25 protein-coding genes are annotated in these 25,611 nt (G+C 40.8%); 17 read left to right on the top strand and 8 right to left on the bottom strand.

Features of this window, described 5'->3' with window-relative positions; genetic code table 11:
- The first annotated feature begins 196 nt into the window (after positions 1 to 196).
- From speA to FLM47_RS14565, 4 genes are all read left to right on the top strand, one after another.
- Positions 197 to 2,077: a biosynthetic arginine decarboxylase gene (gene speA, locus FLM47_RS14580; protein WP_178956728.1), complete on the top strand. Its 1,881-nt coding sequence runs from the start codon at positions 197 to 199 to the stop codon at positions 2,075 to 2,077.
- A gap of 61 nt (positions 2,078 to 2,138) precedes the next feature.
- Positions 2,139 to 3,011, top strand: coding sequence for an acyltransferase (locus tag FLM47_RS14575; RefSeq protein ID WP_178956727.1), 873 nt, complete (start codon positions 2,139 to 2,141; stop codon positions 3,009 to 3,011).
- Between the two features lie 17 nt (positions 3,012 to 3,028).
- Positions 3,029 to 3,949 carry an acetyltransferase gene (locus FLM47_RS14570; protein ID WP_178956726.1) on the top strand — a complete coding sequence of 307 codons (921 nt, stop codon included), beginning with the start codon at positions 3,029 to 3,031 and terminating at the stop codon, positions 3,947 to 3,949.
- Positions 3,946 to 5,205: a mechanosensitive ion channel family protein gene (locus FLM47_RS14565; RefSeq protein ID WP_178956725.1), complete on the top strand. Its 1,260-nt coding sequence runs from the start codon at positions 3,946 to 3,948 to the stop codon at positions 5,203 to 5,205. Before FLM47_RS14570 ends, FLM47_RS14565 begins: the two co-directional genes overlap by 4 nt.
- Here FLM47_RS14565 and chrA read toward each other — a convergent pair.
- The gene (chrA, locus tag FLM47_RS14560) at positions 5,165 to 6,316 is read right to left on the bottom strand and encodes a chromate efflux transporter (protein ID WP_178956724.1); all 1,152 of its coding nucleotides are present in this window, start codon (positions 6,314 to 6,316) and stop codon (positions 5,165 to 5,167) included. The two genes, FLM47_RS14565 and chrA, sit on opposite strands and share 41 nt — an antisense overlap.
- Before the next feature lie 184 nt (positions 6,317 to 6,500).
- Here chrA and FLM47_RS14555 point away from each other — a divergent pair, with 184 nt between their 5' ends.
- Both FLM47_RS14555 and FLM47_RS14550 read left to right on the top strand, forming a co-directional pair.
- Positions 6,501 to 7,133, top strand: coding sequence for an OmpA family protein (locus FLM47_RS14555; protein ID WP_010392457.1), 633 nt, complete (start codon positions 6,501 to 6,503; stop codon positions 7,131 to 7,133).
- A gap of 217 nt (positions 7,134 to 7,350) precedes the next feature.
- The gene (locus FLM47_RS14550; protein WP_256729580.1) at positions 7,351 to 7,884 is read left to right on the top strand and encodes a hypothetical protein; all 534 of its coding nucleotides are present in this window, start codon (positions 7,351 to 7,353) and stop codon (positions 7,882 to 7,884) included.
- 14 nt (positions 7,885 to 7,898) lie between these two features.
- Here the strand turns inward: FLM47_RS14550 and FLM47_RS14545 are convergent, their stop codons facing one another.
- A complete protein-coding gene (locus tag FLM47_RS14545) occupies positions 7,899 to 9,677 on the bottom strand; it encodes an ABC transporter transmembrane domain-containing protein (protein WP_178956723.1) in 1,779 nt (592 codons plus the stop codon).
- An 87-nt stretch (positions 9,678 to 9,764) separates the two neighbouring features.
- Here FLM47_RS14545 and FLM47_RS14540 point away from each other — a divergent pair, with 87 nt between their 5' ends.
- The 4 genes from FLM47_RS14540 (at position 9,765) to FLM47_RS14525 (ending at position 11,607) form a co-directional block, all read left to right on the top strand.
- Entirely contained in the window at positions 9,765 to 10,163 is a 399-nt protein-coding gene (locus FLM47_RS14540; protein WP_178956722.1) for a DUF3224 domain-containing protein, read from the top strand.
- Between the two features lie 14 nt (positions 10,164 to 10,177).
- Positions 10,178 to 10,360, top strand: a complete 183-nt coding sequence (locus FLM47_RS14535; protein WP_178956721.1) for a hypothetical protein — start codon at positions 10,178 to 10,180, stop codon at positions 10,358 to 10,360.
- 9 nt (positions 10,361 to 10,369) lie between these two features.
- Entirely contained in the window at positions 10,370 to 10,987 is a 618-nt protein-coding gene (locus FLM47_RS14530) for a LysE family translocator (protein ID WP_178956720.1), read from the top strand.
- A gap of 77 nt (positions 10,988 to 11,064) precedes the next feature.
- On the top strand, positions 11,065 to 11,607 hold the full coding sequence (locus FLM47_RS14525; RefSeq protein WP_178956719.1) for a PH domain-containing protein: 543 nt from the start codon (positions 11,065 to 11,067) through the stop codon (positions 11,605 to 11,607).
- 91 nt (positions 11,608 to 11,698) lie between these two features.
- On the opposite strand, the gene FLM47_RS14520 is transcribed toward FLM47_RS14525, so the two are convergent.
- From FLM47_RS14520 to FLM47_RS14510, 3 genes are all read right to left on the bottom strand, one after another.
- A complete protein-coding gene (locus FLM47_RS14520) occupies positions 11,699 to 13,480 on the bottom strand; it encodes an alkaline phosphatase (RefSeq protein WP_178956718.1) in 1,782 nt (593 codons plus the stop codon).
- A gap of 67 nt (positions 13,481 to 13,547) precedes the next feature.
- Positions 13,548 to 13,892 carry a rhodanese-like domain-containing protein gene (locus tag FLM47_RS14515; RefSeq protein ID WP_138608299.1) on the bottom strand — a complete coding sequence of 115 codons (345 nt, stop codon included), beginning with the start codon at positions 13,890 to 13,892 and terminating at the stop codon, positions 13,548 to 13,550.
- 5 nt (positions 13,893 to 13,897) lie between these two features.
- Entirely contained in the window at positions 13,898 to 14,086 is a 189-nt protein-coding gene (locus FLM47_RS14510) for a DUF2892 domain-containing protein (RefSeq protein WP_010392474.1), read from the bottom strand.
- 129 nt (positions 14,087 to 14,215) lie between these two features.
- On the opposite strand from FLM47_RS14510, the gene FLM47_RS14505 reads away from it, so the two are divergent.
- From FLM47_RS14505 to FLM47_RS14495, 3 genes are read left to right on the top strand one after another with little or no spacing between them, the layout of a single operon-like run.
- The gene (locus FLM47_RS14505) at positions 14,216 to 14,518 is read left to right on the top strand and encodes a metalloregulator ArsR/SmtB family transcription factor (protein WP_010392476.1); all 303 of its coding nucleotides are present in this window, start codon (positions 14,216 to 14,218) and stop codon (positions 14,516 to 14,518) included.
- Positions 14,519 to 14,523: 5 nt separating this feature from the next.
- A complete protein-coding gene (locus FLM47_RS14500; RefSeq protein ID WP_178956717.1) occupies positions 14,524 to 17,799 on the top strand; it encodes an efflux RND transporter permease subunit in 3,276 nt (1,091 codons plus the stop codon).
- Positions 17,789 to 18,841 (top strand): efflux RND transporter periplasmic adaptor subunit, encoded by a 1,053-nt coding sequence (locus tag FLM47_RS14495; RefSeq protein ID WP_178956716.1) that lies wholly within the window; start codon positions 17,789 to 17,791, stop codon positions 18,839 to 18,841. The genes FLM47_RS14500 and FLM47_RS14495 overlap by 11 nt, the downstream gene beginning before the upstream one ends.
- Positions 18,842 to 18,868: 27 nt before the next feature.
- Here the strand turns inward: FLM47_RS14495 and FLM47_RS14490 are convergent, their stop codons facing one another.
- The 3 genes from FLM47_RS14490 to FLM47_RS14480 form a co-directional block, all read right to left on the bottom strand.
- Positions 18,869 to 19,546, bottom strand: a complete 678-nt coding sequence (locus FLM47_RS14490) for a nitroreductase family protein (protein ID WP_138608294.1) — start codon at positions 19,544 to 19,546, stop codon at positions 18,869 to 18,871.
- Positions 19,547 to 19,749: 203 nt separating this feature from the next.
- Positions 19,750 to 20,427 (bottom strand): TorF family putative porin, encoded by a 678-nt coding sequence (locus FLM47_RS14485; protein ID WP_178956715.1) that lies wholly within the window; start codon positions 20,425 to 20,427, stop codon positions 19,750 to 19,752.
- Positions 20,428 to 20,719: 292 nt separating this feature from the next.
- The gene (locus FLM47_RS14480; protein ID WP_178956714.1) at positions 20,720 to 21,883 is read right to left on the bottom strand and encodes a hypothetical protein; all 1,164 of its coding nucleotides are present in this window, start codon (positions 21,881 to 21,883) and stop codon (positions 20,720 to 20,722) included.
- A 266-nt stretch (positions 21,884 to 22,149) separates the two neighbouring features.
- Between FLM47_RS14480 and FLM47_RS14475 the strand changes: the two genes are divergently transcribed.
- The 4 genes from FLM47_RS14475 (at position 22,150) to rplE (ending at position 25,611) form a co-directional block, all read left to right on the top strand.
- Positions 22,150 to 24,087: an AsmA family protein gene (locus FLM47_RS14475; protein ID WP_178956713.1), complete on the top strand. Its 1,938-nt coding sequence runs from the start codon at positions 22,150 to 22,152 to the stop codon at positions 24,085 to 24,087.
- Between the two features lie 274 nt (positions 24,088 to 24,361).
- Complete coding sequence (rplN, locus tag FLM47_RS14470; RefSeq protein WP_008115397.1) at positions 24,362 to 24,730, top strand: 50S ribosomal protein L14; 369 nt, start codon at positions 24,362 to 24,364, stop codon at positions 24,728 to 24,730.
- Between the two features lie 10 nt (positions 24,731 to 24,740).
- Entirely contained in the window at positions 24,741 to 25,055 is a 315-nt protein-coding gene (rplX, locus tag FLM47_RS14465; protein WP_004589210.1) for a 50S ribosomal protein L24, read from the top strand.
- A gap of 16 nt (positions 25,056 to 25,071) precedes the next feature.
- Complete coding sequence (rplE, locus tag FLM47_RS14460) at positions 25,072 to 25,611, top strand: 50S ribosomal protein L5 (RefSeq protein WP_010392500.1); 540 nt, start codon at positions 25,072 to 25,074, stop codon at positions 25,609 to 25,611.

The raw sequence follows: 25,611 nt of genomic DNA, 5'->3' as shown, positions 1-25,611 counted from the left end.
TTGTTGTTACACTTTTGGTTGAGTATGAAAAAAGGAGGCAATTCTGCCAGTGCTTGCGCTATTGCTCAATCAAATTTTACGCTCTTTAGCGAATAAAGTTAGCTATAAAGAGGGGAAAGTTCAATTTTTGTTAGCTTAGCAGATAGTGACGTATTAAAATGCCCCTTTACACCTAATTTAATAAAGAAGAGTTGCCATGACTTGGGGTTTAGAAACAGCACGTGCTACATACAATGTTGCTCATTGGAGCGATGGTTATTTTGATATTAACGCACAAGGTGAATTGATAGCCTATCCGGATGGCGACCAAACAAAACCTGCCATTTCTTTAAGCCAGCTTACTGAGCAATTTAAACAGCAAGGATTAACCTTACCTGTATTGGTGCGCTTTACCGATATTTTAAAAAACCGTGTAGATACGCTCACCAATGCGTTTACTCAAGCGCGTAGCAACCGTGCATATAATGGTAAATACACCTGTGTTTACCCTATAAAAGTAAATCAACAGCGCTCTGTAGTCAGTAAACTATTGGCACACCCAAGTGGTTTAGTGGGGCTTGAAGCCGGTTCTAAACCTGAACTAATGGCAATTTTAGGTGTGGCAAAAGAGCCTATTACTATTGTATGTAACGGCTACAAAGACAGTGAGTTTTTACGTTTAGCCTGTATTGGTCAAGCAATGGGGCACAGCGTTAAAATTGTGGTTGAAAAACTCTCTGAGCTAACCACACTGCTGGAAGAAATTGATAATTTAGGTATTGAGCCTGCTATTGGTATTCGCATTCGCCTAAATTCGGTTGGTAAAGGTAAATGGCAAAATACCGGTGGTGAAAAAGGTAAGTTTGGCTTAACTGCAGGACAAGTACTCAGTGCAGTGGAAGTGCTCAAGCAACATAACAAGTTGCATTTAATGCAAATGGTACATTTTCATATTGGTTCTCAAATTGCCAATATTCGCGATATTCATCGTGCTTTGCGCGAATGTGCTCGCCATTTTGCTGAATTAACTCAATACGGTGTACCGCTCAATACTGTTGATGTGGGTGGCGGGCTTGGCGTTGACTACGAAGGTTCAGGCTCACGTAGTGCTTGCTCAATGAATTACACAGTTGAAGAATATGCGCGTAATGTAGTAAATGCATTTGCCGAGGTGTGCGACCAACATAACTTAGCTCACCCTGCAATTATTACCGAATCTGGCCGTGCTCTTACTGCACATCATGCGGTGCTTATTACCGATGTGATTGATGTTGAAAAAGCACCAAATCATTTAAACCCAGAACCACCTGTTAAAAACAGTGCCTTAGTATTGGATGAAATGTGGCAGTGTTTACAACGTTTGAACCCGCGTATGGCATTAGAGATTTATCATGATGCAATGCACTTATTTAGTGAAGCACACGATCAATACGTACATGGTTTAGTAAGCATGCTAGAGTGGGCGAAAATAGAGCAGCTTTACTTTACTATTTTACATCGCGTTCGTGCTTCATTAAGCTCTAATGCACGAGCTCACCGCGAAGTGCTGGATGATTTAAACGAAAAACTAGCCGATAAACTGTTTGTGAATTTTTCATTATTTCAGTCGTTACCCGATGTGTGGGGCATTCAGCAGTTATTTCCGGTTATGCCCATCGAAAACCTAACGCAGCCGCTTACTCAGCGCGCTATTATCCAAGACATTACTTGTGATTCTGACGGGCAAATACGTGAGTACGTTGAAGGTGCAGGAATTGAAACCAGTTTACCTATTCCTGAATATACACAAGGTCAGCAGTATCATATTGCGATGTTTATGGTAGGGGCATACCAAGAGATTTTAGGTGACTTACATAACCTATTTGGTGATACCGATTCAGTTCATGTTGAGCTTAATGAGCAAGGATATGTATTAACCAATGCCATTAAAGGTGACAGCGTTAAGGATGTATTAAAATTTGTTGATTATGATAGCGAGTTATTAGCTGATAACTTTGCCACTCAGATTAATAAACTTGATGTATCAGAGCACTGTAAAGAAGGTTACTTAGCCGAGCTTAATGCAGGGCTTGAAGGCTACACCTATTTTGAAGATTAATTTAGTTGCATAGTTAAGCGCGGTCATTTGTGGCTGCGCGATGTTTAAAGGAATAGAAGTAATGTCAGTTATTCGCAGTGTATTTAGTATTTTCTTTTACACAATAAACACTCTTTTTTGGTTTGTACCTATTTTTATTTGTGGCATCGTTAAGCTAATCCCAATTAAGGGACTTCAAAAATTAATGAGCTGGACGGCCAAGCAATGTGCCTCTATTTGGGTGACGTTTAACACGCTAAATCAAACGTTATTAACGCCAACAAAGCTAAATGTAACCGGTCTAGAAGAGCTAAAATTGAAAGATTGGTACCTAGTTATCGCGAACCACCAAAGCTGGGTGGATATTTTAGTATTACAGCGAGTGTTTAACCGCAAAATACCTTTTTTAAACTTCTTTTTGAAAAAAGAGCTTATTTACGTACCTGTTTTAGGTTTATGTTGGTGGGCGCTCGACTTTCCTTTTATGACCCGCACCAGTAAAAGCCAATTAAAAAAGAATCCTAAATTGCGTGGTAAAGATTTAGAAACGACTCGTAAAGCGTGTGAAAAATTTAAAGAAATGCCGGTTAGTGTGGTTAACTTTGTTGAAGGTACGCGTTTTACAGCGCAAAAGCATGCGCGCCAAAATAGCCCGTTTCCTCATTTACTTAAACCAAAAGCGGGTGGTGTGGCGTTTGTAATGCAAGCTATGGGTGAGCAAATTTCTAAGGTGGTAAATGTCACTATTCATTACCCTAAGGGCATTCCTACCTTTATGGATTTTGCAGCCGGTAAAGTAAAACACATTGATGTACATGTTGAAGTAAAAGGTGTTAGTGACGACTTAATTGGTGATTACACTAATGATCCTGACTTTAGAGTACGTTTTCAAACGGAATTAAATCGCGTGTGGGAAGAAAAAAACCAGACGCTCGTTAATTTAAAACAAAAATAAAAAATGAGCTAACAGTTATGCTAAAAAAATGGTTACCTAATTGGTTAAATGGCTTAATTGTTGGCTGTGTTTTATTCGCTAATTTAATAATATTTGGCGCATTAGTACTTATCCTAGGGTTAGTTAAATTGGTTTTGCCCATACCCGTAGTAAGTAAATTATTACACGGTGCGTACAAGGGGTGGTGTAAAGGTAACCGCTTAGGGCTATGGCTAGGCTGTAATGATATTAAAGTTAATATTAGTGGGGAGGTGAATGCCAATAGTTGGTATTTGCTAATCAGTAATCATATTAGCTGGCTTGATATTGCGGTATTAAGCTCATTAAATGCATTACCAGCTCCTAAGTTTTTTTTAAAAGATGAGCTTAAGTATGTGCCATTTATAGGCACTGGTGCGTGGGCAATGGGTATGCCCTTTATGAAACGGGTGAGCAAAGCGCAATTGGCAAAAAACCCCAATTTAAAAGGCTTAGATGTCGAGCGCACTAAGCGCAGTTGCCGTAACTTTCGTCATCATCCTACAACCATAGTTAATTTTGTAGAAGGTACACGTTTTACTGCGCAAAAGCATAAGCATCAACAAAGCCCTTTTCAGCATTTATTAAAGCCTAAGGCTGGTGGAACTGCTTTTGCCTTAGAAGTTTTAAACGAGCAATTTGACGCTATGCTTAACACTAGTTTAGTGTATAGCGGTAAGTCAGATCATGTGTGTCGTAATATTTTAAAAGGCGAACTAGAGTCTATTAATATTACAATTGAGGTGATGCCAATAAATACACAGATGATTGGCAGTTACCAAACAGATCACGCATTTAGAGCCGAGTTTCAGCAATATTTAAATAATTTATGGACAAAAAAAGATAAGCAATTAAGCGCTATTCATATTCAGCAAGCTAGTACTGAATTAACTCCCAGTAAGGAAATTGAAATACCATGACCAAAACACACCTACAGGAGCTAATTACTCCTTGGTTTGAAAAAGTCCCCGATGCTTTTTTTCTCAGTGCGATCACGGCCTCATCCATTGGCATCCTTTCTTTATTATTTGTTTACTTATTTACGCGTCGCTTAATGTTACCGGGTATTCAAAAGGTGGTGACTAAACTCTCGCCTGAGCGTATTGGTTCATTGTCACCGATGTTGACCAAGCTCAATAAACGAATTGCCTGCTTGTTATGTTGTGTACTTTTTTTAGCCACATTTGACAGTGTTTACCCCGTTAATGCAATTGCCCAAGAGATCCTTAAAACCATTGGCCAAGCATTATTAATTATTTATATAGGTTTTATTATTAGCAGTATAGTGAGTATTGCTGGCGCTATTTATAACCAATTAGATTTTGCCCGCGAAGTGCCTATTCAAGGGCTAATTCAAGTAGTGAAGCTGATCACCTTTATTGTGTGTTCAATATTAATTGTTAGTATTGTGCTTGAAAAATCGCCGACTTATATTCTTTCTGGTTTTGGTGCGATCGCCGCTGTTACTTTATTAGTATTTAAAGACACCATATTAGGTTTTGTCGCCAGCATTCAAATTGCCGCTAATCGTTTAGTGACCTATGGGGACTGGATCCAAGTAGATAACTACGGCGCCGATGGCGAAGTAATTGATTTAGGACTTAATACTGTAAAAGTGCGAAACTGGGACAACACCATAACGACTATACCCACTTATATGCTGGTGGCCGGTTCATTTAAAAATTGGCGCGGTATGCAAGAATCTGGTGGGCGACGTATTAAACGTTCTTTAAACATTGATATGAACAGCATCTTTTTAGTTGATGATGATTTTAAAGCGCAAATAGAAGCGGCAATACCACTGCAAGAATATATTCGACTAGGCACACTTCCCGATCCGGTGTCGAACTTAGGGCTATTTCGTCGCTATGCAGAGGGTTACTTAAAGCAACACAGTAAAATCAATACCTCGCTCACACTTATGGTGCGTGAACTTCAACCGCTTAACCATGGCCTACCGATTGAGTTTTACTGCTTTAGTGAAGACAAACGTTGGATATCGTACGAGCATTTACAAGCTGAAATTATGGATCATTTACTGGCCGTATTACCGGTGTTTGGACTGCGCGCTTATCAAAGTGTCAGTGGGCAGTTAAGCCCAGCTGACGGGGTGAATATGGCGGGCAAACCTAGTATTAAAGTGCCCAATAATGCTGTCCAAGGCCAACACCAATAAAGAGCAATAATAGCCACCAAATAGGTGGCTTTTTCATACGTAGCCACGTAAATGCAGCAATCACTAATGCAATATGCCACACACTATTAATAGCTGAAGTCCAAATGGGCGAATACAATGCTGCAGCTAAAAAACCAACTACGGCGGCATTAAGCGCGGCAATTGAGCTGGCAAAGCGGGGCTTACTGGCTAAATTAATCCAGCTTTTCTGAAATGCCAACATCAGTAAAAACCCTGGGGTAAATATCAATAATGTAGCTATGATTGCGCCCATTATTGGCTGCTCGGTATTTAGCTGCGCGCCTAAGTAGGTGGCTATTGTAAACATAGGCCCAGGTATAGCCTGAGCACTGGCGTAAGCCGTTAAAAATTGATCATCACTTAACGTTGGCACACCCGCTTGAAGTACTGGCAACACAACATGCCCGCCACCAAATACCATAGCACCAGCTTGGTAAAAAGGCGCAAATAACGCAAATTCTTGCCCTATTGGAATAAAGCTAACTCCAAGCAGTAGCGCAAATAAACTAAGTGCAACCCAGTTAACTTTCCCCTGATCACTGCTAGTTTGCTGTGATAAATCACTTAATTTTAAGAGTGGCCAGATAGCGCCGACTGCGGCCGCAATCAGTAAAATAATAATTTGTGTACCTAACATCGGCAGTAGAACAAGAGCTAGGGTGCTTATAACTGCAATTAGCTTAAGGATTAGGTTGCTGCAAAAGCTTTTGGCCATACTAAGGGTCGCATCGGCAACAATCACTACAGCAAAGAGCTTCAATCCGGTGATCACAGCAAAATAAACGGCGTCAAATTGGTGAGCACTAATAGCAAGCAGTGTCATTATTAAAAAAGAAGGCAAGGTAAAACCAATAAATGCGGTGATGCCACCGAGTACACCTGCACGCTCTACTCCAATTGCAAAGCTAACCTGACTAGAGCCAGGGCCAGGCAGAGCTTGACTGAGGCTTATTAGCTGTGAATAGCGACTGATACTTAACCAGCGCAGCGAATCAACAAAGTGATGTTTAAAGTAACCTAAATGGGCGGCAGGGCCGCCAAAACTCATGCAGCCAAGAAAAAAAAACTGCCTAAAAATCGCAATTAACATAGTGGCCATCGCCTTTTTGATAAATCATTAAAGTGTCACAAATAAGTATGACATTTTTATGAAGCGCTATCATTAGTCCGTATGAAGTAAGTAATAATACGTGTTTTACGTTACTCTTCATTTTTGGTTCATAAAAATGTTTGCATAATTGCAATAATAAATTCTAAATGAATAGGAAATTACCATGATGTTAACCAAATCACTTTTAAGTGTCACTGTCGTTGCCGTATTACTTTCTGGCTGTGAAATGAATAACACGGGTAAAGGCGCCGCTATTGGTGCTGCAGCAGGGGGAATTTTAGGTAAAGCTACAGGTAACCACAAAGATAAACGTATTTTTATTGGTGCAGCTATTGGTGCGCTAGCGGGTGCAGCTGTAGGTGATTACATGGATAAACAAGAGGCTGCTTTTCGTGATGAACTAGCAGGTTCGGGAGTTGAAGTGGTACGTGAAGGTGATAACTTACGCTTAGTGATGCCATCTAATATTACGTTTGCGACTGATCAATCTTATATTTCATCGGGCTTTCATGACACTCTAAATGCGATAGCAAGTGTAATGAATAAATACGAAAAAACCTACTTAAGTGTCGAAGGTCACACCGACAGCACGGGCAAAGATAGTTACAACATGACTCTTTCAGAGCAGCGAGCACAAAGTGTAAAAAATTACTTGGTAAACCAACAAATTATGGCTGCACGAGTAAGCACTAGCGGCTTTGGTGAATCACGCCCAATTGCCACTAACGATACCGCGAATGGTCGCGCGCAAAACCGCCGCGTCGAAATTCAAATAGTGCCTAATACACAAGGTTAATAGCTAAAACCGCGCAAATGCGTGGTTTTGTATATTTTAATGGCACTTTTGCCTGCGTTAGCTGTCACAAATAGTTCTTCGATAAGGACATATTTATGGCAGCGTGGCGCACGGCAATTATTTTATCAATATGTTTACACGGATTAGTTTTGCTTTTTGTTGCCACATTAAAAGCACCTGACATAAAACCACCGCAATTAAAGCTTATATGGTAAGTGTGCCAGCTAAAATTAAAGCAACACAACAAGTCCCTCAACAACGCGCTCATACAAATAAAAATACAGAGATTAAATCTATTGAGCTTATTAATGCAACCCAATCAAAACCACTAAGTATTAATTATAAAAAAACAGAGAAAACGACTAAGCCGCTAAATACCACCACGAAAAATACTCAGCCTGTAATTTTAAAGCCTTATAAAAAGATCGATTTAAACAAAGGACTCAACAGTATTTTACAGCAACAAACTGGCTATTCTGATACTGCAAAGAGTGACCCTCAGAAAAAGCGTATTACAGTTTCAAAAGAGCATCCAGGCAAGGTAAAGCCACTATTAAAAATAGAGCAGCAAAATATGCAATTTACCACTTATCAACGAGGTGATAGCTGTTTTAGGAAAGTATCCGTTGGTGCTGGGGTTATGCCAAAAAATGACTTGCCCGATAGTTACATAGCTGGTGTAAAGTGCGATAAAACTAAGCTAACTGAGGCTTACGATACCGCAATGAATAAATGGCTTAAAAAGAAGTAGCAACTAAAATGCAATCAATCTAAATTAAACTGTAATTCACATAGTTTTTGATACAAAGGGTTATTTGCCATTAATTGCTGATGAGTGCCTGTGGCTTTTATTTCGCCATTTTCCATTACTACAATCATATCGGCATGTTTTACCGTGGCCAGTCTATGGGCAATAATCAGCGTTGTTCTATTTTGCATTAAGTGCTCAAGTGCAGCCTGAACATGATGCTCGCTTTGCGCATCAAGCGCGCTGGTAGCCTCATCAAGTAGCAGTATCTCTGGGTCTTTTAAAATGGCGCGAGCAAGAACAATACGTTGCTTTTGCCCACCCGATAGCCTTACACCTTGCTCACCTAAGAAGCTGTTATAGCCTTGTGGTAACTGTTTTATAAATTCATCAGCATGGGCATGTTTAGCGGCTGCATAAACTTGCTCGTCACTGGCGCTTGGGTTGCCATAGCGAATGTTATGCATGACATCAGAACTAAATAAAATCGGGTTTTGTGCCACCATACCCATTTTGTTGCGTAAGGTGTTTAATGACAACTGTTTAATATTTATATTATGAAATTTAATTGTTCCGCTGGCAGGATCATAAAAACGCTGTAACAGTTCAAACAAGGTGGTTTTACCCGCACCGGAAGGGCCAACAATAGCCACAGTTTTAGCTGTTTCAATATTTAAGCTGATATTATTTAATGCGCTTACATCTGGGCGAGAAGGGTAATTAAAACTAATACCTTCAAGTGAAATTGCACTGTTACTGGTAGTTGTATGCAACTGATTATCTTGTGGAATTTCGGGATTTTGTATTTTACTTTCAACCGCAAGTAGCTCGAGTAACCTTGCTGCTGCTCCTGCGGCGCGTTGTAATTCACCGTAAACCTCTGCGACGGTGGCAACCGACATGGCCACCATAATGGCATAAAATACAAACGCGCCAAGTTCACCGCCCGTCATAGTGCCTGCGAGCACATCACTACCGCCTACCCAGAGCATGGCACTAATAGCGCTAAAGGTAAGAAAAATAACTGCTGCAATTAAAAACGAACGTTGTTTAATGCGGCTTTTGGCAACGTTAAAGGCCTTTTCAGTTTCATTAGCAAAAGCAAATTGCTCTTGCTGTTCATGGCTATAACTCTGTACAACTTTTATGTTTTGAATGATCTCACCAGCATAGGTGCTGATATCTGCAATCGCATCTTGGCTAGAACTTGCAAGTTTGCGTACCTTTTTACCAAAAACCAACATAGGCACCAGTACTAAAGGGACGCAGGCCACGACGACTAAGGTAAGCTTTAAATTAGTAACAAGTAGCATAATTAAACCACCGACTAACATTAGCGCGCTTCGCAGCGCCATAGAAAATGATGAGCCGATAATAGATTGTAATAAGGTAGTGTCGGTAGTGAGTCGCGACATCAGCTCGCCACTGCGGTTTTCTTCAAAATAACTCGGATGCAAAGTAACAATACGATTGAATACAGCTTTTCTAATATCGTTACTGACTCGCTCGCCAATCCACGACATTAAATAAAATCGGCTGAATGTGCCCACCGCCAATAAACTGATCAAGCCAATTAATACCAAAACAGCTTGTTGTAACTGCGCTTGCGAGCCGGCAATAAAGCCATGATCAATCACAAACTTAACGCCTTGGCCTAGCGATAAATTAACCCCTGCGGTGGCAAGTAATGCTACTAGAGCCCCTAAAACCACCCATTTATAAGGCTTAATAAAATTGAATATAGGGAATAAAGCGCTAAAGGCGGCTTTATCTGAAGCAGGCTTGTCTGTAGGCATAGTAGATTCTTATTGATGATTAAGGTATAGATATGGCATCAATAGATTAAAAATCAATAGTATTAAAAATCATCAACAGGGAAAATTATGACAACTAAACAGATAACAGGCGAGTTTACCGTGACATTAGCGCCTATAGAAGGGTATGCACATGGGCAGGAAGGCGTTAATTTAGGTCGGATGTCGATTGATAAACAATTTACTGGTAGCTTAACGGCAACTAGCCAAGGCGAAATGCTTAGCGCCATGACTCCCACCCAAGGCAGCGCTGGTTATGTTGCAATAGAGCAAGTGATAGGCGAGCTTGAGGGCAAGAAAGGCAGTTTTGTACTGCAGCATTTTGGGCTGATGGACAAAGGCCAAGACAGCTTAATTTTAAAAGTGGTGCCCGACTCAGGCACTGATGAGCTAGCAGGACTAACTGGCAGTATGAAAATACGGATTGAGCAAGGTATTCATCATTACGATTTTGAATACAGCCTATAAAGCAGGTATTTGTAATGCAAAAAGTAATCGAATTCAGAAAGTCCCGTTTTTTGGGTGGGGTAGATATAGTCGCACTAAATGATCGCATACAGGAATTAAGCCAAGACGGTTGGAAAGTAATAAACGCAGTGCCATTGACAGGCTTTTATGGGCAGGTGCATGGTTATGCATTACTAATTGAAAATGAAGAAATATAAGGGTTACTAATGGCGTTATCATTATGGTTGAGCTTAGCACTGGTGTGCATGATGGGGGCAATGTCGCCTGGGCCCAGTTTAGCTGTGGTATTAAAACATAGCTTAAGCGGTGGCATGAAAAATGGCATGCTGGCAGCATTAAGCCATGGTTTTGGAGTGGGCTTATATGCCGCAGCTTCACTGTTGGGATTAGGTGCATTGATGTTGCAATTTCCTACTGTGTACCAATTTTTAGTGTATTTAGGGGCAGCCTATTTAGCGTATTTAGGTTTGAAAATACTATTTTCAAAACCCAGCGACAGCGAGCTACATATTCAGCAAAGCGACGTGAGCAGTTCTAAGGCGTTACAAGATGGCTTTGCCATTGCATTTTTAAACCCTAAGCTAGCAATTTTCTTTCTGGCATTATTTTCACAATTTATTGACCCAGAGAATCTTACTCTAAGTATTGGCGTTGTTATGTGCTTAACGGTTTTCGTGATAGATACCGGCTGGTATTTATTGGTAGCCTTACTCACTGAGGTGTCTAAAAAGCGCTTTGGTTTTACTAAACAAAATATATGGTTAGATAGGCTGTTAGGTGCGGTATTTATTGCGCTGGCAATTAAAGTGGTTATTGGATTGTAACTATCAAGGTGGTTGAATTGTGTACAACTTATAATTAATGTAACTTAAAAATACTATAATTTAAAAGTAATAAAACTATGTCTAATATAACTTTAAAAAGTGCCACTTTTGATAACAAGGTAAAACAGTACTGGATGTGCTTAGCTGCAATATTTAGCCTTTTTCCAGTTGTAACTATTATACTTTTACCCGTTGTATTACTTTTAGTGTGGCTAGTCGCAAGTAGAGTATTAGCCGCTATGTCGGCCGATTTACTAGAGCGCAAGCTAGTGGTTAAACGCGGTATTTTATTTAAAGAAGAAAAATCGATTCCACTAGAAAAAATCACTGATGTCGGGTTGAGTCAGGGGCCGCTAATGCGCATGTTTGGCTTATACCGTTTAAGTTTTGAAACAGCAGGACAGTCGGGACATGGTGCGTTGGTATCGTTACTTGGGGTAGTTGATGCCAGTGAATTTCGTGAAGCCATTTTAACGCAAAAAGATAACCTCACTGCAGAACAACCCGTTCAAGCAAAACAAGACGAGCCACCAAGCCAAGTCGAACTGATTCGCTCATTGACCTACAGTGTAAAAAATATCGAGCAAATGTTAGTTACTTTATTGGATGAGAAAAAGTAACCAACAGCTCTCTTTGAAAATAGGTTATTTTTATTAAACCAATCTAAGGAAGTTATGAGCCTTAGATTGGTTTTCTCGTGTTTAGAGTAATTTACCCTTGTATTTCAGGCTGACCTGCTAGCATACGTAATTCTTTGCTGCGCTCGGTTTGCATTTCGTAAGAGGTTGTTTTTATGCTGCTTACATAATTCCACTTAGCGCTTGCTTGTTCTTGAGTGAAGGTAACTGTTAGATAACCTCGCTCAGCCAAATTGCTATAAGCCAAGTCGTTTACAAGTAAAGCAAGAACTTGCTCCATTTGAACTGTAACTTCAGGGCCCTGTGTATTTAGTGCTAAGTATTTTTCAAGACCTGGCGAAGACACTGAAGAGGTGGCAAACTCAACTCCCGCATTTTGTGATGCGGCTATTGGATTGCTCGCATCAGTTTTTAATTGCCCAGCCCAACCATTGTGAGTATCGCCGGCTAACACCACTAAGTTTTTTTGTGCAGCAATAGCTGTACCAAGCAGTACCTCACGCTCATAGGCGTAGCCGTCCCAGGCATCTAAATTGTAAGGTGCGGTGGTATCAACACGCGCACGCTCTGCATCAGTTACTGTTGGATCACCAGCTAGAATACGGCCTTTAATTTGTGCCAGCTCAGCAAATAATGCTGATGCTTGAGCAAGCAGGGCGCCAGTGTCAGCACCATTTGCTTGGCTTACTTGTAGGCTCACTAAAAGCTGTAGTACTTCAAACGGCAGGTGCATCTTGGTCATTAACACTTGTTGGCCAAGTACTTGCCATTTTGAGTTTGAGGTTGTCATACCATCGGTGAGCCAGGTTAGTTGTTCACTACCCAGTAATGCGCGTGTGGGCGAACTAACAGCACTAACAAAATCGCTTTGCCCTTGTGCGCTAGTTAAATCAAAATCAGCATAGTTGAGTTGTTCATCACGAGCGAGCACACGGGTATCTAGCATGTATAGCGACATTAAATTACCAAATTCAAAACGGCGATAAATACGTTCTTTATCGGCTACATTACGTATAGGCATCCATTCAAAGTAGGCTTGTAGGGCATGTAGTTTACGCGCGCTAAATTCACCTTCACCGTCATTATGGTTTTCTGCACCTTCACGCCAAGTATCATTAGTAACCTCATGGTCGTCCCATACTGTTATAAAGGCGCAATTGCTGTGAGCTGCTTGTAAATTGCTATCGGTGCGGTAGTGGGCATAGCGTTTACGATAGTCAGTTAAGCTAATAATTTCATTGCTGTTATCTTCAGGTAGTAAGCGACCTAAGCTAGTTGCGTCTTCAGTAGCGTAGCCATTATTTCCATATTCGTATATGTAATCGCCTAAATGGAGTACCGCATCTAAGTCAGGTTGCTTTGCTATTTCACCATAAACATGAAAAAAGCCAGCAGGGTAATTAGCGCACGACACAACTGCCAGCTTTACTTGATCAATATTGCCTGTTGGTAATGTTTTACCTGAGCCAATAGGAGAGGTTTTACCATTTGATTTAAAGCGGTAGTAATACGTTGTGTTGGGATCAAGGCCTTGTAAGTCAATTTTGAGAGTAAAGTCTGTGGCTGCACTTATATAGGCTTCACCATCGTGACTAATAGAGGTGAAATTTTCATCTGTCGCAGCCTGCCATTGCACTTTAATACGGCTGGTTGCTGGATCTTTTGGTGTAACGCGAGTCCATAAAATTAAGCTATCTGCTAGTGGATCGCCACTAGCGACGCCATGGTTAAAGCTAACGTCAATAAAATTATCATCTTCATCATCAAACCGACAACCCGTTAACCCTAACGATAAGACTGCGACCCCAAATCCTGCTGCCGAGGCTTTTAAAAAAGTTCTTCGTGTAAGCGTCATTGCTTTGTACCTATAAAGTATAAAAAGCAAATCGTACCACATTAAGGTTACTTTTTTGTTAAAAAAATTAGAATGTATTCAACACTTTCGTTGCATCACAGGTGATAACTGTCACATTTCTGTAACCTACTCGAGTCAGTGCCTCAGCACTTAATGTTGCACGCGCGCCACTAGCGCAATGTAAATAAATAGGACGGGCTGCGTCTTTTTCTATTTCCATAAGTTTCATTTCAAGTAACCCGCGTGGAATGTTAATTGCGCCAGTAGCTGCTTTGGTGGCATGTTCAGCGGGTTCACGCACATCAATCAGTAAGCCTTTATTTTGCTCAAGTTCTTTCTTTGCTTGTTCGGCATCAATACGGCGCTGATTAGGAGTAATTATTTTTAGTAAATCGGGAATGGGTGTAAGCATGGTGTTTATTCCTTAAAGCCAAGTTTGCGTAATAAAGTGATCATTGGGCACCAGCTAGTAAAAGCTGATTGAATTAAATTTACTGCGATAAAAGCTGTAAAGTAAATCCACTTAGGATCGTGATAAGTTTGCAATAAAAGCGACACAATAATCATTATGCCAGCGATTAGTCTGAGTGCATTGTTTAGTTTCATTATAGTAGGCCAGTTATTTAATTCAGTACAGCTACTATATTAGATATATCTATATTAGTAAAATCTAATGTTAGACTTTTCTAACCTAACGTCTTATACTCAGGCTCTATTTTAGAATAAGAGCATAGTATGAATATTGACTTTACTGCCATGGCCGGCAATGTAGAACAAGCTGAGCAGCTATTAAAAATTTTAGCCAATAAAAATCGCTTAATGATTTTATGTTCTTTGCAAGACTCCGAGATGAGCGTGTCTCAGCTTAATGAAGCCGTGCCATTAGCGCAGTCTGCGTTATCACAGCATTTAGCAGCGCTGCGTAAAGCAAATATTGTAGCTACGCGCCGCGAGAGCCAAACAATTTATTATCGTGTCATTGATGAAAATGCAGTCGTTCTGCTTGGTACCTTGTATGGGTTATTTTGTAAGGGCTAAGTGCGATGAGCTTAATAGACAATGCGGTAAAAAGTAGTTTAAGTGGTCGCATTCCGATTATTATTTTTGTGATGTCTTTGTTACTTGGGGTATTTGCACTAAATCAGACACCTCGAGAAGAAGAGCCACAAATTACTGTGCCCATGCTCGATATTTATGTATCTGCACCTAACGTTGAGGCGCCTGAAGTCGCTAGGTTAGTAACTCAACCGCTCGAAAAGTTACTGGCCCAGTTGGTGGGAGTTGAGCATATTTACTCAACCACACAAACTAACAGTACAGTGGTTACGCTGCGTTTTGAAGTAGGGCACAACCGCGAACAAGCTATTTTAGATACCTACGCAAAACTAAATAGTTATCAGCATACAATGGCATCGGTGATCAAAAGTTGGCAAATTCGCCCAATAGAAGTAGATGACGTGCCTATTGTGATGTTAGGTCTCTACAGTAAAGACCCGCAACTCTATGGTGATTATGAACTAACCCGTTTTGCTAACGAAATTGCTAATAGTTTACAACGCATTGAGCATACCAGTGAAGTTAAAGTAATTTCGGGGCGTACACGTACTCTTACCATCAATTTAAATGCCAGCGCACTGGCTGCCCATCAAACCACGGTAAACGATGTTTTTTACGCATTAAATGTATCAAACCAACTCACCCAAGTGGGAAATGTGGTTGATAATCAGCAGCAAATTGCTATTCAGGCAGGTGATGTACTAAGAACACAATCAGCGGTAGAGCAATTAGTTGTTAATGTGGTTAATGGTAAAAGTGTTTACTTGATGGACATTGCAACAGTAAGCGATGGCCCTGGTGAAACTGAGCATTACCAATGGTTAGCGCAATCTACTGATCAGCAGCAGTTGCCTATGGTTACTTTAAGCGTAGCCAAGCAAACAGGGACTAATGCGGTTGCTGTTGCAAATGATGTTCATACCATGATGAATGAACTTACAAATACCTTATTACCACCAGAAGTTAGCTATACAGTACTCAGAGATTATGGCCAAACTGCGAATGAAAAAGTAAATAACCTCACATCAAGTTTAGTGTTTGCAGTGTTTACTGTGGTGATATTTGTTGGCGTGTTTTTAGGTTGGCGCCCTGCCGTAGTGGTTGGGCTGGCGGTTCCTATTTGTTATGGCATTACACTCTCATTAGATTTTGCATTTGGTTACACCATTAACCGGGTGACCTTATTTGCGCTTATTTTATCATTAGGCTTACTGGTAGACGACCCAATCACGGGTATTGATAATATTAGTCGCTTTATAAATAACAAAGGCGATAAAAAACAGCATGTTGTTGGCGCAATGAGCGAAATTCGAAATGCCTTGCTTATGTCGACACTCACTATAATGGTGGCGTTTATTCCACTGGCGTTTATTACCGGCATGATGGGGCCATACATGGCACCTATGGCGTTCAACGTGCCCATTAGTGTCATGGTATCTACTTTGGTAGCCTTTTTTGTCACCCCATGGTTGGCAATGAAATTGCTTAAACCAAACACCCTAGAACAACCTGAGCTTGAGCCTAAAGCGGGTTTATACCAACGATTACTCAGTCCATTACTTGCCTCAAAAGTGCGAGCTAAATGGGTGCTATGGATAACATTAGGATTGTTTATTATCAGTGCCATGTTACCCGTGATGCGCTTGGTACCATTAAAACTCCTGCCCTTTGATAACAAAAATGAGCTGCAAGTACTTATAGATATGCCAGAGGGTACTAATCTAGAGAGCACAGCTGCTTTTACTAAGCAAATTCAAACCCTCACGTGGCAGTTAAATGAAGTAAGTGAAATAGCCGCATATATTGGGCAGCCCTCCAGCATGGATTTTAATGGCATGGTGCGTGGTTATTATCGCCGTGAAGCTGCTAACTTAGCAGAGCTCAGAGTATTGCTGGTGGATAAATCAGCACGAGATCATCAATCGCATGGGGTGGTTATGCGGTTACGCGAACAACTTGCTCCTTTAGCAAAAAATGGCATTGTTATTAAAGTGGTTGAGGTACCACCTGGGCCACCGGTGTTGAGCACTTTAGTCGCTGAAGTGTATCGTGATCCCTTTGTTGATAAGCATACCCATAGGCAGGCTGCTCAACATGTTGCAGCACGTTTACGCCAAGAGCCTCATGTTGTTGAGGTTGACACATCTTTAGTTGCCCCAGCCCCATTACAGCGCTTTATTACGGATAAAACCAAGGCTGCGCTCAGTGCTATTGCTACCCAAAATATTGCACAAACACTCAGTATTGCTTCGCAGGGGCAACAGGTTGGAGTGTTGTACGTAAGCGGTGAAACTCAGCCAGTTCCAATACAATTACAATTGCCTTATAGCGAGCGTAATCAGCTTTCACAATTACTTACACTGCAAGTAAGAGGGGATAGGGACTTAGCTAAAACCAGTAATGAGTTAGGTATAACAAGTGCCCCCAGACCTTTAGTGTCGCTTTCAGAGCTGGGAGAGTTTAAACCATTAAACGTGGCCGACACACTAATGCGTAAAGATCAGCGTGACGTTATTTATGTGATGGCCGAACTAAATGGACGCACGCCTGCAGAGGTTATTGCGGATGTAAATGCCGATTTGAACGCACGCAATGAAGGATTTGAAAAAAAGGCGTGGTTAACACGGCACTTTTTTAATAATGGTGGAACCGCGCCATGGCAATTACCGCAAGGAACTGATGTTAACTTTAGTGGTGAAGGTGAGTGGCGTATCACTATTGATGTGTTCAGGGATATGGGCATTGCTTTTGCCTTTGCGCTCAGTGCTATATTTATTATTTTACGGGTACAAACACAGTCGGCGAGTTTATCGCTGATTATCATGTCGGCTATTCCATTAACTGTGATTGGTATTATGCCTGGGTTTTGGTTACTCAATCAATTTGGTGAACGCACCATAGCGGGGGCTCCTGAGCCGGTATTATTTACCGCGACTGCGATGATAGGCATGATTGCCTTAGCAGGTATTGTCGTTCGTAACTCACTTATTTTAGTTGAATTTATTAACCAAGCACGCGCTCAGGGGATGGCAATAAAAGAGGCACTTATTGCTGCAGGGTCAGTACGAATGCGCCCAGTATTGTTAACCGCCGGAACTACTTTATTAGGTAACTTAGTGATCACACTTGACCCAGTATTTAGCGGATTAGCCATAGCAATTATTTTTGGCATCGTGGCGTCTACCGTGTTTTCGTTATTTGTTGTACCGCTTGTTTATTATTTAGTGTTTACAAACCCAGAGGAAGAAGCACATGCAGGGTAAATCAAAAGTTTTAGGCGCAATCAGTGCATTGGTTGTGGTTATTGTAGCTGTGCTATACATGGCCGGTAGCTTTAGTGATAAACAATCTGCAGGGTTAAAAGAGATTCCAGTTACTCAATATCAAGGTGAGGTGGTCACTGTTGAGCTGCAAACTATTTCGCGAACAGAGTATGTACCAGGGAGTGTAATTGCGAAACAAAACACCCAAATTTCGTCAAATGTAATGGCACAAGTAAGGCAATTTAAAGTGCGCGCCGGTGATAAGGTTAGTCAAGGTGACTTATTGATCACCCTAAAGCAAGATGACTTTAAAGCGATGCTGGCACAAAGTGAGGCAAATATTAATGCGGTGCAAGCCTCATTAAACCAAGCTAAAAAGCAACTTATTAGAGTAACTGACTTACAGGCAAAAGGGTTAGTACCAGTGAGTGAATTTGATGATGCTAAAGCAAAATTTGATAACTTAACTGCCAACTTAGCTGGAGCAAAACAGCAGCAAACCCAGGCACAGGTATCACTTAATTACACGCAAATTAAAGCCCCAATCTCGGGTGTAGTTGTTGAGCGTTTAGCCGAACCAGGCGATACAGCCACACCTGGTATACCGTTGTTAACGCTTTATAATCCAAAACAACTTCAACTTGCTTTTAATGTACGAGAGCAACAAGCAGTAAAGCTTAAATTAGGCGATCGTTTAAACGTGAGTTTGCCTTCGCTCGATATGACAACAGCTGCCAATATCAGTGAAATTATACCTGTTGTTGATAACGCTGCACGTAGCTTACTTATACGACTAGAAATTGAACCACAGCCTGGGATGATCCCTGGGTTATATGCACAATTGCATTTACCGTTTAAAAGCACCCAAGGTGTACTGGTAGATCCTCGTTGGATACATGATTTTGGACAGCTCAGTATGATGTATGTCATTAGCGCTGACAAAATTGAGCGTCGCTTTGTACGCTTAGGTGAGCAGTTTGATAATCAGCAACATGTTATTACGGGCCTTAAAGCTGGCGATAAAATAGCAGTGGATTATTAACCAATAACTCAATAACCAGAGTTCGGGTTAAATAAATGTGGCTATTTCATCCAGCGATTTTTTATCAAGTGCATGCAGAGGCACCGTTGCATGCTCATCGGGGTAGCCTGCAATTAATAGCATATAAGGACGCTCGTTGTCTTTATCACGGCCACAAATATCGGTTAAAAAGCTCATTGGTTTTGGCGTGTGGGTCAGGGTTGCAAGGCCTGCTCGGTGTAGTGCTTGAATTAAAAAACCAGTGGCCAGCCCTACCGATTCATGTACATAGTAATTAGTGTTTTTATCGTCCGTATTTACACCCCCCTTTTTTTGACTAAACACTGCAATCAACCATGGTGCGTGCTCTAAATAGGGTTTATTAGCATCGGTACCTAATGGTTTTAATGCATCAAGCCATTCTTCGCCTGCGCGACCTTCATAAAATGAGCGTTCTAATTTCTCGGCTGCTTCACGAATTTGCTTTTTAACATCTGCGCTATTAATGGCCACAAAATGCCAAGGCTGGTGGTTTGCGCCACTAGGTGCTGTACCTGCCGCTTTTATACAGGTTTCGATTATTTCTTTTGGCACCTGGCGGTTACTAAAGCTGCGAATACTATGGCGGCGTTGGCTAGTTTGTAAAAACTCATTCGCTCGCTCGAGCATTTCCTCTGGCGGGTATTCTATAAAATCGGTTAATGGTTGGCTTTTGTGATCTTGCATGGCTGTTCGCTTCTTATTTTTAGAGTGTTTGGTTTTTATACCGATAGGCTCATTTCTAAGCAAGTGTTATTAAGCTTATTCAATCATAAAAATAAACTGGCAGTAAAAAAATTTTAGCAAAAACAAATTTGAGTAGCAGTAAGATCTCAATGAAACGAGAAAGGGCCTTGCGGCCCTTAGTGTTGCAGCAAGTAACACATTTTTTATAGGTTAAAGTCTACAGCGTAGGCTACATAGGCTTTTACATCAGAGCCGTCCATGTCGTTATCTGATAGACCAAAAGTAAAACCATCTTTAGACACAGATACACCATAATCAATAATATTGTCATCACCGATGAAATCGCCTGAGTAATGCCCTATGTGTAGCGCCATTTCTGTGCCATCGCTACCAACAGCGAAGCTGTAATCGGCATTTAGATACAATGAATCACCAAAATCAGTACCGTCACCATTGGCAGCAGAAGTTGCAAGTACGGCTGCGCCAAATGTAAAACCTTGCACACTAATGCTACCGTAAACTTCAGAAAAATCTGCATCGGCACCTGATGCCGCATCTGGGTATGCGTAATAAATATAACCTACGTCATAACTCACGCTTTCATTAATTGCGCCGCCAAAACCTGCGTATAAGTCTAGCTCGTAGGTCATTTCATCGGCCCAAGACGCATTTGACGCCCAAGTACCCGCATAAAAGCCAGATTCATTAGCGTAATCAATACCGCCAGATACAGCTGCATCGCCCCCAGTTTGCTCTTGTCCGCGCCATAAGTAGTTAGAAGTGGCTGCTGCATTTGCTGTTACTTCAGCACATGCAGTAGTTGATGTCATTCCTGTTAATGCCAATGCACTGATCAATATTGTTTTTTGTAGTTTTAGCATGTCTTATTTCCCATTGTATGATTTTGCACGCCAAGGCTTTTTATTATGAATGACTACAACCTTTTGTTTGGCGGCATTTTATTATGTTACTAATGGGGTATTTGCACTGTGTGTGCCAAATTAAACTTATTTGTTTATAAATTATTTTTATTATTTAAAACAATGTATTGAAAATAATATGAGGTAGGTATACAAAAGTGATTATTTTAAAGGTTCACTTTGCTGGTGCAAAAAGTAGCCTAGCTGCACCATCAAAGCGCTGCTAGGCCATTTGGGTTTGCTTGTTGATTAATTAACCAAATATGGTACGCATTAGGGTAATTGTTTCGTTTACGCCACGACCTTTCTGTACTTCGCTAATAATGGAGTCACGTTTAGCACGAATATGTTCTGGGATATCATCAGCAGCAAGAGCGCGGTCCACTAAAATCTCAGCAGATTCTTTACCTCGGCGTGGCGCTTTACTGCTGCTAGAAGTGCTACGTGTAGGTTTATTAAGTAGCTTAATGTAGTTAGAGTTATCAGCAGTGTTAGTATCTGCATAGTAAAAAAAGCAAGGTATAAGCGCTTTAATATCTACTAATTGGGTTTCTAGTTCATTACCAGCGTTGGCCATTTTAAACCATGACATAGCGTGAATACTTTGTACTACATCTTGCCAATAACGCTCAAAGTCGCGGTTATTTAATTTGGTGATACCTAAAGCTGAGCAAAGTGCATCTAAGCGGCTATTGCTTATTGGTGTAAATACATCAGGGCGGCGCATTGCTAATAAGCGGGTGGCAGGTGCCAGTGTTGGTTTTTCATCACAACCATTAAATGCACTCAAGTAAGCAACTACAAATTGCTGATAATCAGTTTGGGCTACATCACCCTCAAGTGGAATGTTGCTAAGCGCATCGTCGAAGGCACCTGGCAGGTCAGCCAGCATCTGGTGAAAACCTTTGGCGCTTTTGGTAGAGGCAAACCATTCTACATCAAAGTTATAAGTACTCGGATCGAGTGATGCCATATGCTTACCGCTAAAAGCGAGTAAGTCTTCAGGGATCATATCTTTTAACGATTTTTCACGTAGGCCTGCAATATAAGTAGTTAAACGTAACTGCTCATCAAGTGCCACCAGTTCTTTATGTTGCTCTACAAACATACTCACTACTGGCCAAGGCGCTACCCGTAATGTTTTTAATTGTAAAAAGCTAATGGCTGAAATAAGTTGGTCATGCAGCTTTTTTAATAATGGTAATTGTGGGGTTTCGAGTAAGTCATAATTAATGCGGTCGCGGCTTGCGCTTAATAGCTCGTAACACCAACCTAAAAAGTCTTCTGGATGGTTTTCCACTTTCACAGCCATCAGGTTTAGGCTTAGCTCTGAAGATTGCTTCAGAATGTTTTGGTAAATTTGACTTTCTTGCTCGCCTAATGCCATTTTTGACGGTGAAATTAGCAGTTTCTTCATGCCTTGTAGACTCTCCGGTTAGATATACTTTTTAGTCGCTTTATTTTAGCTTATTTAGGCTAAATACAACAGGGGCGCGCATCATACCGAACAATTAAAGGAATGTAATCAGAAGCGTGAATCTTTAAGTTTATTAAAGTGAGTCTTTAAAACCTAATTTAGAAAGAGGATAGCTATGGTTAATAGATTTTTATTTGTTTAACAATGCTTTTCGCGCTAACTCTCGCTATGATAAGAGCATTATTTGCACGTTTGAAAGGATGATCATGAAGACCTTATTTAAAGTTATTGGTGTTATATTATTGGTATGCATAGCACTAATTGTTGCTGCACCTTTTTTAATTCCAACTGATACCATTTTTAATAAAGTGTCTGAGCAGGTTGAAAAAACAACCGGGCGCACATTAACCATAAAGGGAGATAAAACCCTCAGTGTATTTCCTGCATTAAAGCTGGAGCTTAATGATGTGCATTTTGCCAATATGCCGAGCGGCTCTCGCGCTGATATGGCGAGTATGCAGCAGCTTGCAGTTCATATTCCGTGGCTTTCATTACTCGGTGGCGAACTAAAGCTAGAAAAGTTTGTAATTAATGAGCCTGATATTTTGCTAGAAACCGATAAAAGCGGCAAAGCAAACTGGCAGTTATTTGATGCAGTGGCCAAGCAACCAGAGCAACAAACTCAATCGGGTGAGGCAGTCAAACTACCTGAAAACTTTGATATTCAATTAGGTGAAGTCGCTATTTATGGCGGGTCATTTACTTATTTAGATGGTCAAACGGGTGCTAAACAACAAATTAGCGATTTAGAACTGGCTATATTACTGCCTTCACTGCGCAAACAGCTCGAAGTAACCGGTGCTATTACTTATATGCAAGAGCGATTTGAACTTGATGTAAAACTTGATACTCCAGCAAAAGCGATTGAAGGCGCCACATTTAATGTAAAGCAAAAACTTAACTCACGTTTAGTAGATTTAACGTTTGATGGCAGCATAGCCAAACAAGGCCAAGATATTAATGGATTATTAGCACTTAACGGTGATTCAGTTAAAAATATTGCTAACTGGCAAGGGGTTGACTTAAACGCTAAAGACAATGCGTTTAATGCCTTTAGTATCAATGCCCAAATGCACCTGCTCGGTGAAGAGTTTAACCTAACTGAATTAGTTGCAACGCTCGATGCACTCGAGATTAAAGGTAAAAGTAAGGTGAATCTAGGCAGTCGTTTAGCGGTTAATGCTGATATTGACTTAGGCATGCTTGATTTAAATCCTTACTTACCTGAAACCGTAGCTAAAAAAGAAGTCCCAGCAAAAGACGACTCTAAGCCTGCAGAGCCAATAGTGTGGGATGATACTAAAATTGATTTAAGTGGCTTAAATGCATTAGATGCAAATGTGATTGTCCGTTCAAGCGGTTTAAAAGCTAACGACATTAAACTCGGCGCTAACCAGTTTACTGTAGCACTTAAAAATAGCATTGCTAAATTAAGCTTAGATAGCTTTGCCGCTTATGAAGGAACAGGTAAAGGGGGGGTGACTATCAATGCCCAAAATACCCCGTATAAAATAGCAACCAACTTCGATTTAGATAAAATAGACGCACAGCCATTACTTAGCGATGCTGCAGGGTTTGATAAGCTAATGGGCAAGGGCTCTTTAAACTGGAATCTAACCACAGCAGGGCAAAGCCAAAAAACGTTTATTAACGCGCTTAATGGTAAACTAGGGTTCAAGTTCGCTGATGGTGCAGTTAAGGGAGCAAACGTAGCAGAAATGGTGCGTAAGGGTAAAGAGCTAGTTAAAGGCAACTTTAATGCCGTGTCTGAGGGATTAGATACAGGATTTGAGGAATCTGAGAAAACAGATTTCTCTGCACTTTCTGGTAGTTTTAACTTTACCAATGGCGTAGGCAAAAATACTGATTTATCGTTGATCAGCCCTTTAATACGTATTTCAGGTGAAGGAGATGTTGATTTACCGCAAACTCTGGTTAATTACCGCCTAGTAACAGGTTTAGTTGATTCTATTGAAGGTCAAGGTACTACCGATGATAGCACTGGCTTTAAAATTCCCCTGAGGATAAAAGGCCCATTTCATGATGTTGGCATAAAATTAGATATAGGCAGTGCGGTTAAAGATGAAGCAAAAGAAAAAGCTAAAGACAAAATTAAAGACAAATTAAAAGGTTTGTTTGGCTAATTTTAATTACTGATATAAAACAAGGCATCGCTGAGATGCCTTGTTTGTTTTATAACCACCTGTAATTTAGATAAATAGCATAAAAAACCAGTTTCTAATTTAGCGTCCGCATTAAATTAATTAAAAAATAACCTACCACTCCCCTCTCAATGCTGATACAATTGCCCGCCCTTAAGAGACATCTAGTATGTTTTTTGAGTGGAATTCAATCGAAATGTCTTGATTTTAAACAAATTTAAGACAAGTTGTAATTACTACACCGGAGGTCATTAACATGATCCAAATGCAAACTCAGCTGGAAGTTGCTGATAACAGCGGCGCTCGCAAAGTGCAGTGTATAAAAGTCCTTGGTGGTTCACACCGTCGCTATGCAGCGATTGGCGATATCATTAAAGTTTCTGTAAAAGAAGCGATTCCTCGCGGTAAAGTGAAGAAAGGTGATGTTAAAAACGCGGTAGTTGTGCGTACCAAAAAAGGCGTTCGTCGTCCAGACGGTTCATTGATCCGTTTCGACAGCAATGCGGCTGTTATCTTAAATGATAACTTGCAGCCTATTGGTACTCGTATTTTCGGCCCTGTGACTCGCGAACTTCGTAATGAAAAGTTCATGAAAATCGTTTCACTAGCCCCAGAAGTACTGTAAGGAGTCTATCATGGCAGCAAAAATCCGTCGTGATGACGAAGTAATCGTACTAGCAGGTAAAGACAAAGGTAAGCGCGGCAAAGTGCTTTCAGTTGTAACCGAGTCTGGTCGAGTATTTGTCGAAGGCATTAACTTAATCAAGAAACATCAAAAGCCGGTTCCACAGTTGAACCAAGCTGGCGGTATTGTTGAGAAAGAAGCGTCTATCGACGTATCAAACGTTGCGATCTACAACTCGGAAACGAGCAAAGCAGATCGTGTAGGTTTCAAGATTGAAGATGGTAAGAAATTACGTATCTTTAAATCTACTGGTAAAACTATCTAATAGTTGGAGTAGAATGATGGCGAAACTGCATGAAGTATATAAAGACAAAGTAGTTGCTGAACTTCAAGAGAAGTTTGGTTTCAGCTCTGTCATGCAAGTCCCTCAGATCGAAAAGATCACATTAAACATGGGTGTGGGCGAAGCCTTAGCTGACAAGAAGATTTTAGATAACGCTGTTGCGGATCTAGAAGCTATCTCTGGTCAGAAACCTTTAATCACTAAAGCACGCAAATCTGTTGCTGGCTTCAAAGTGCGTGAAGGTTACCCGATTGGTTGTAAAGTAACCCTACGCGGCGAGCGTATGTGGGACTTTTTTGAGCGTTTGGTTTCAATCGCTATCCCACGTATCCGTGACTTCCGTGGTGTAAGTGCTAAGTCTTTTGATGGACGTGGTAACTACAGCATGGGCGTACGTGAACAAATCATCTTCCCAGAAATTGATTATGATAAAGTAGACCGTGTACGCGGTATGGATATCACAATCACTACATCTGCGAAATCAGATGAGGAAGGCCGTGCGTTGTTAGAAGCGTTTAACTTCCCATTCAAGAAATAA

The organism is Pseudoalteromonas sp. Scap06, from assembly GCF_013394165.1.
In the GTDB taxonomy this organism is placed as follows: Bacteria; Pseudomonadota; Gammaproteobacteria; order Enterobacterales; family Alteromonadaceae; genus Pseudoalteromonas.
Note: the sequence above shows the minus strand (reverse complement) of the source record. Positions and strands in the feature narration are given on the sequence as shown.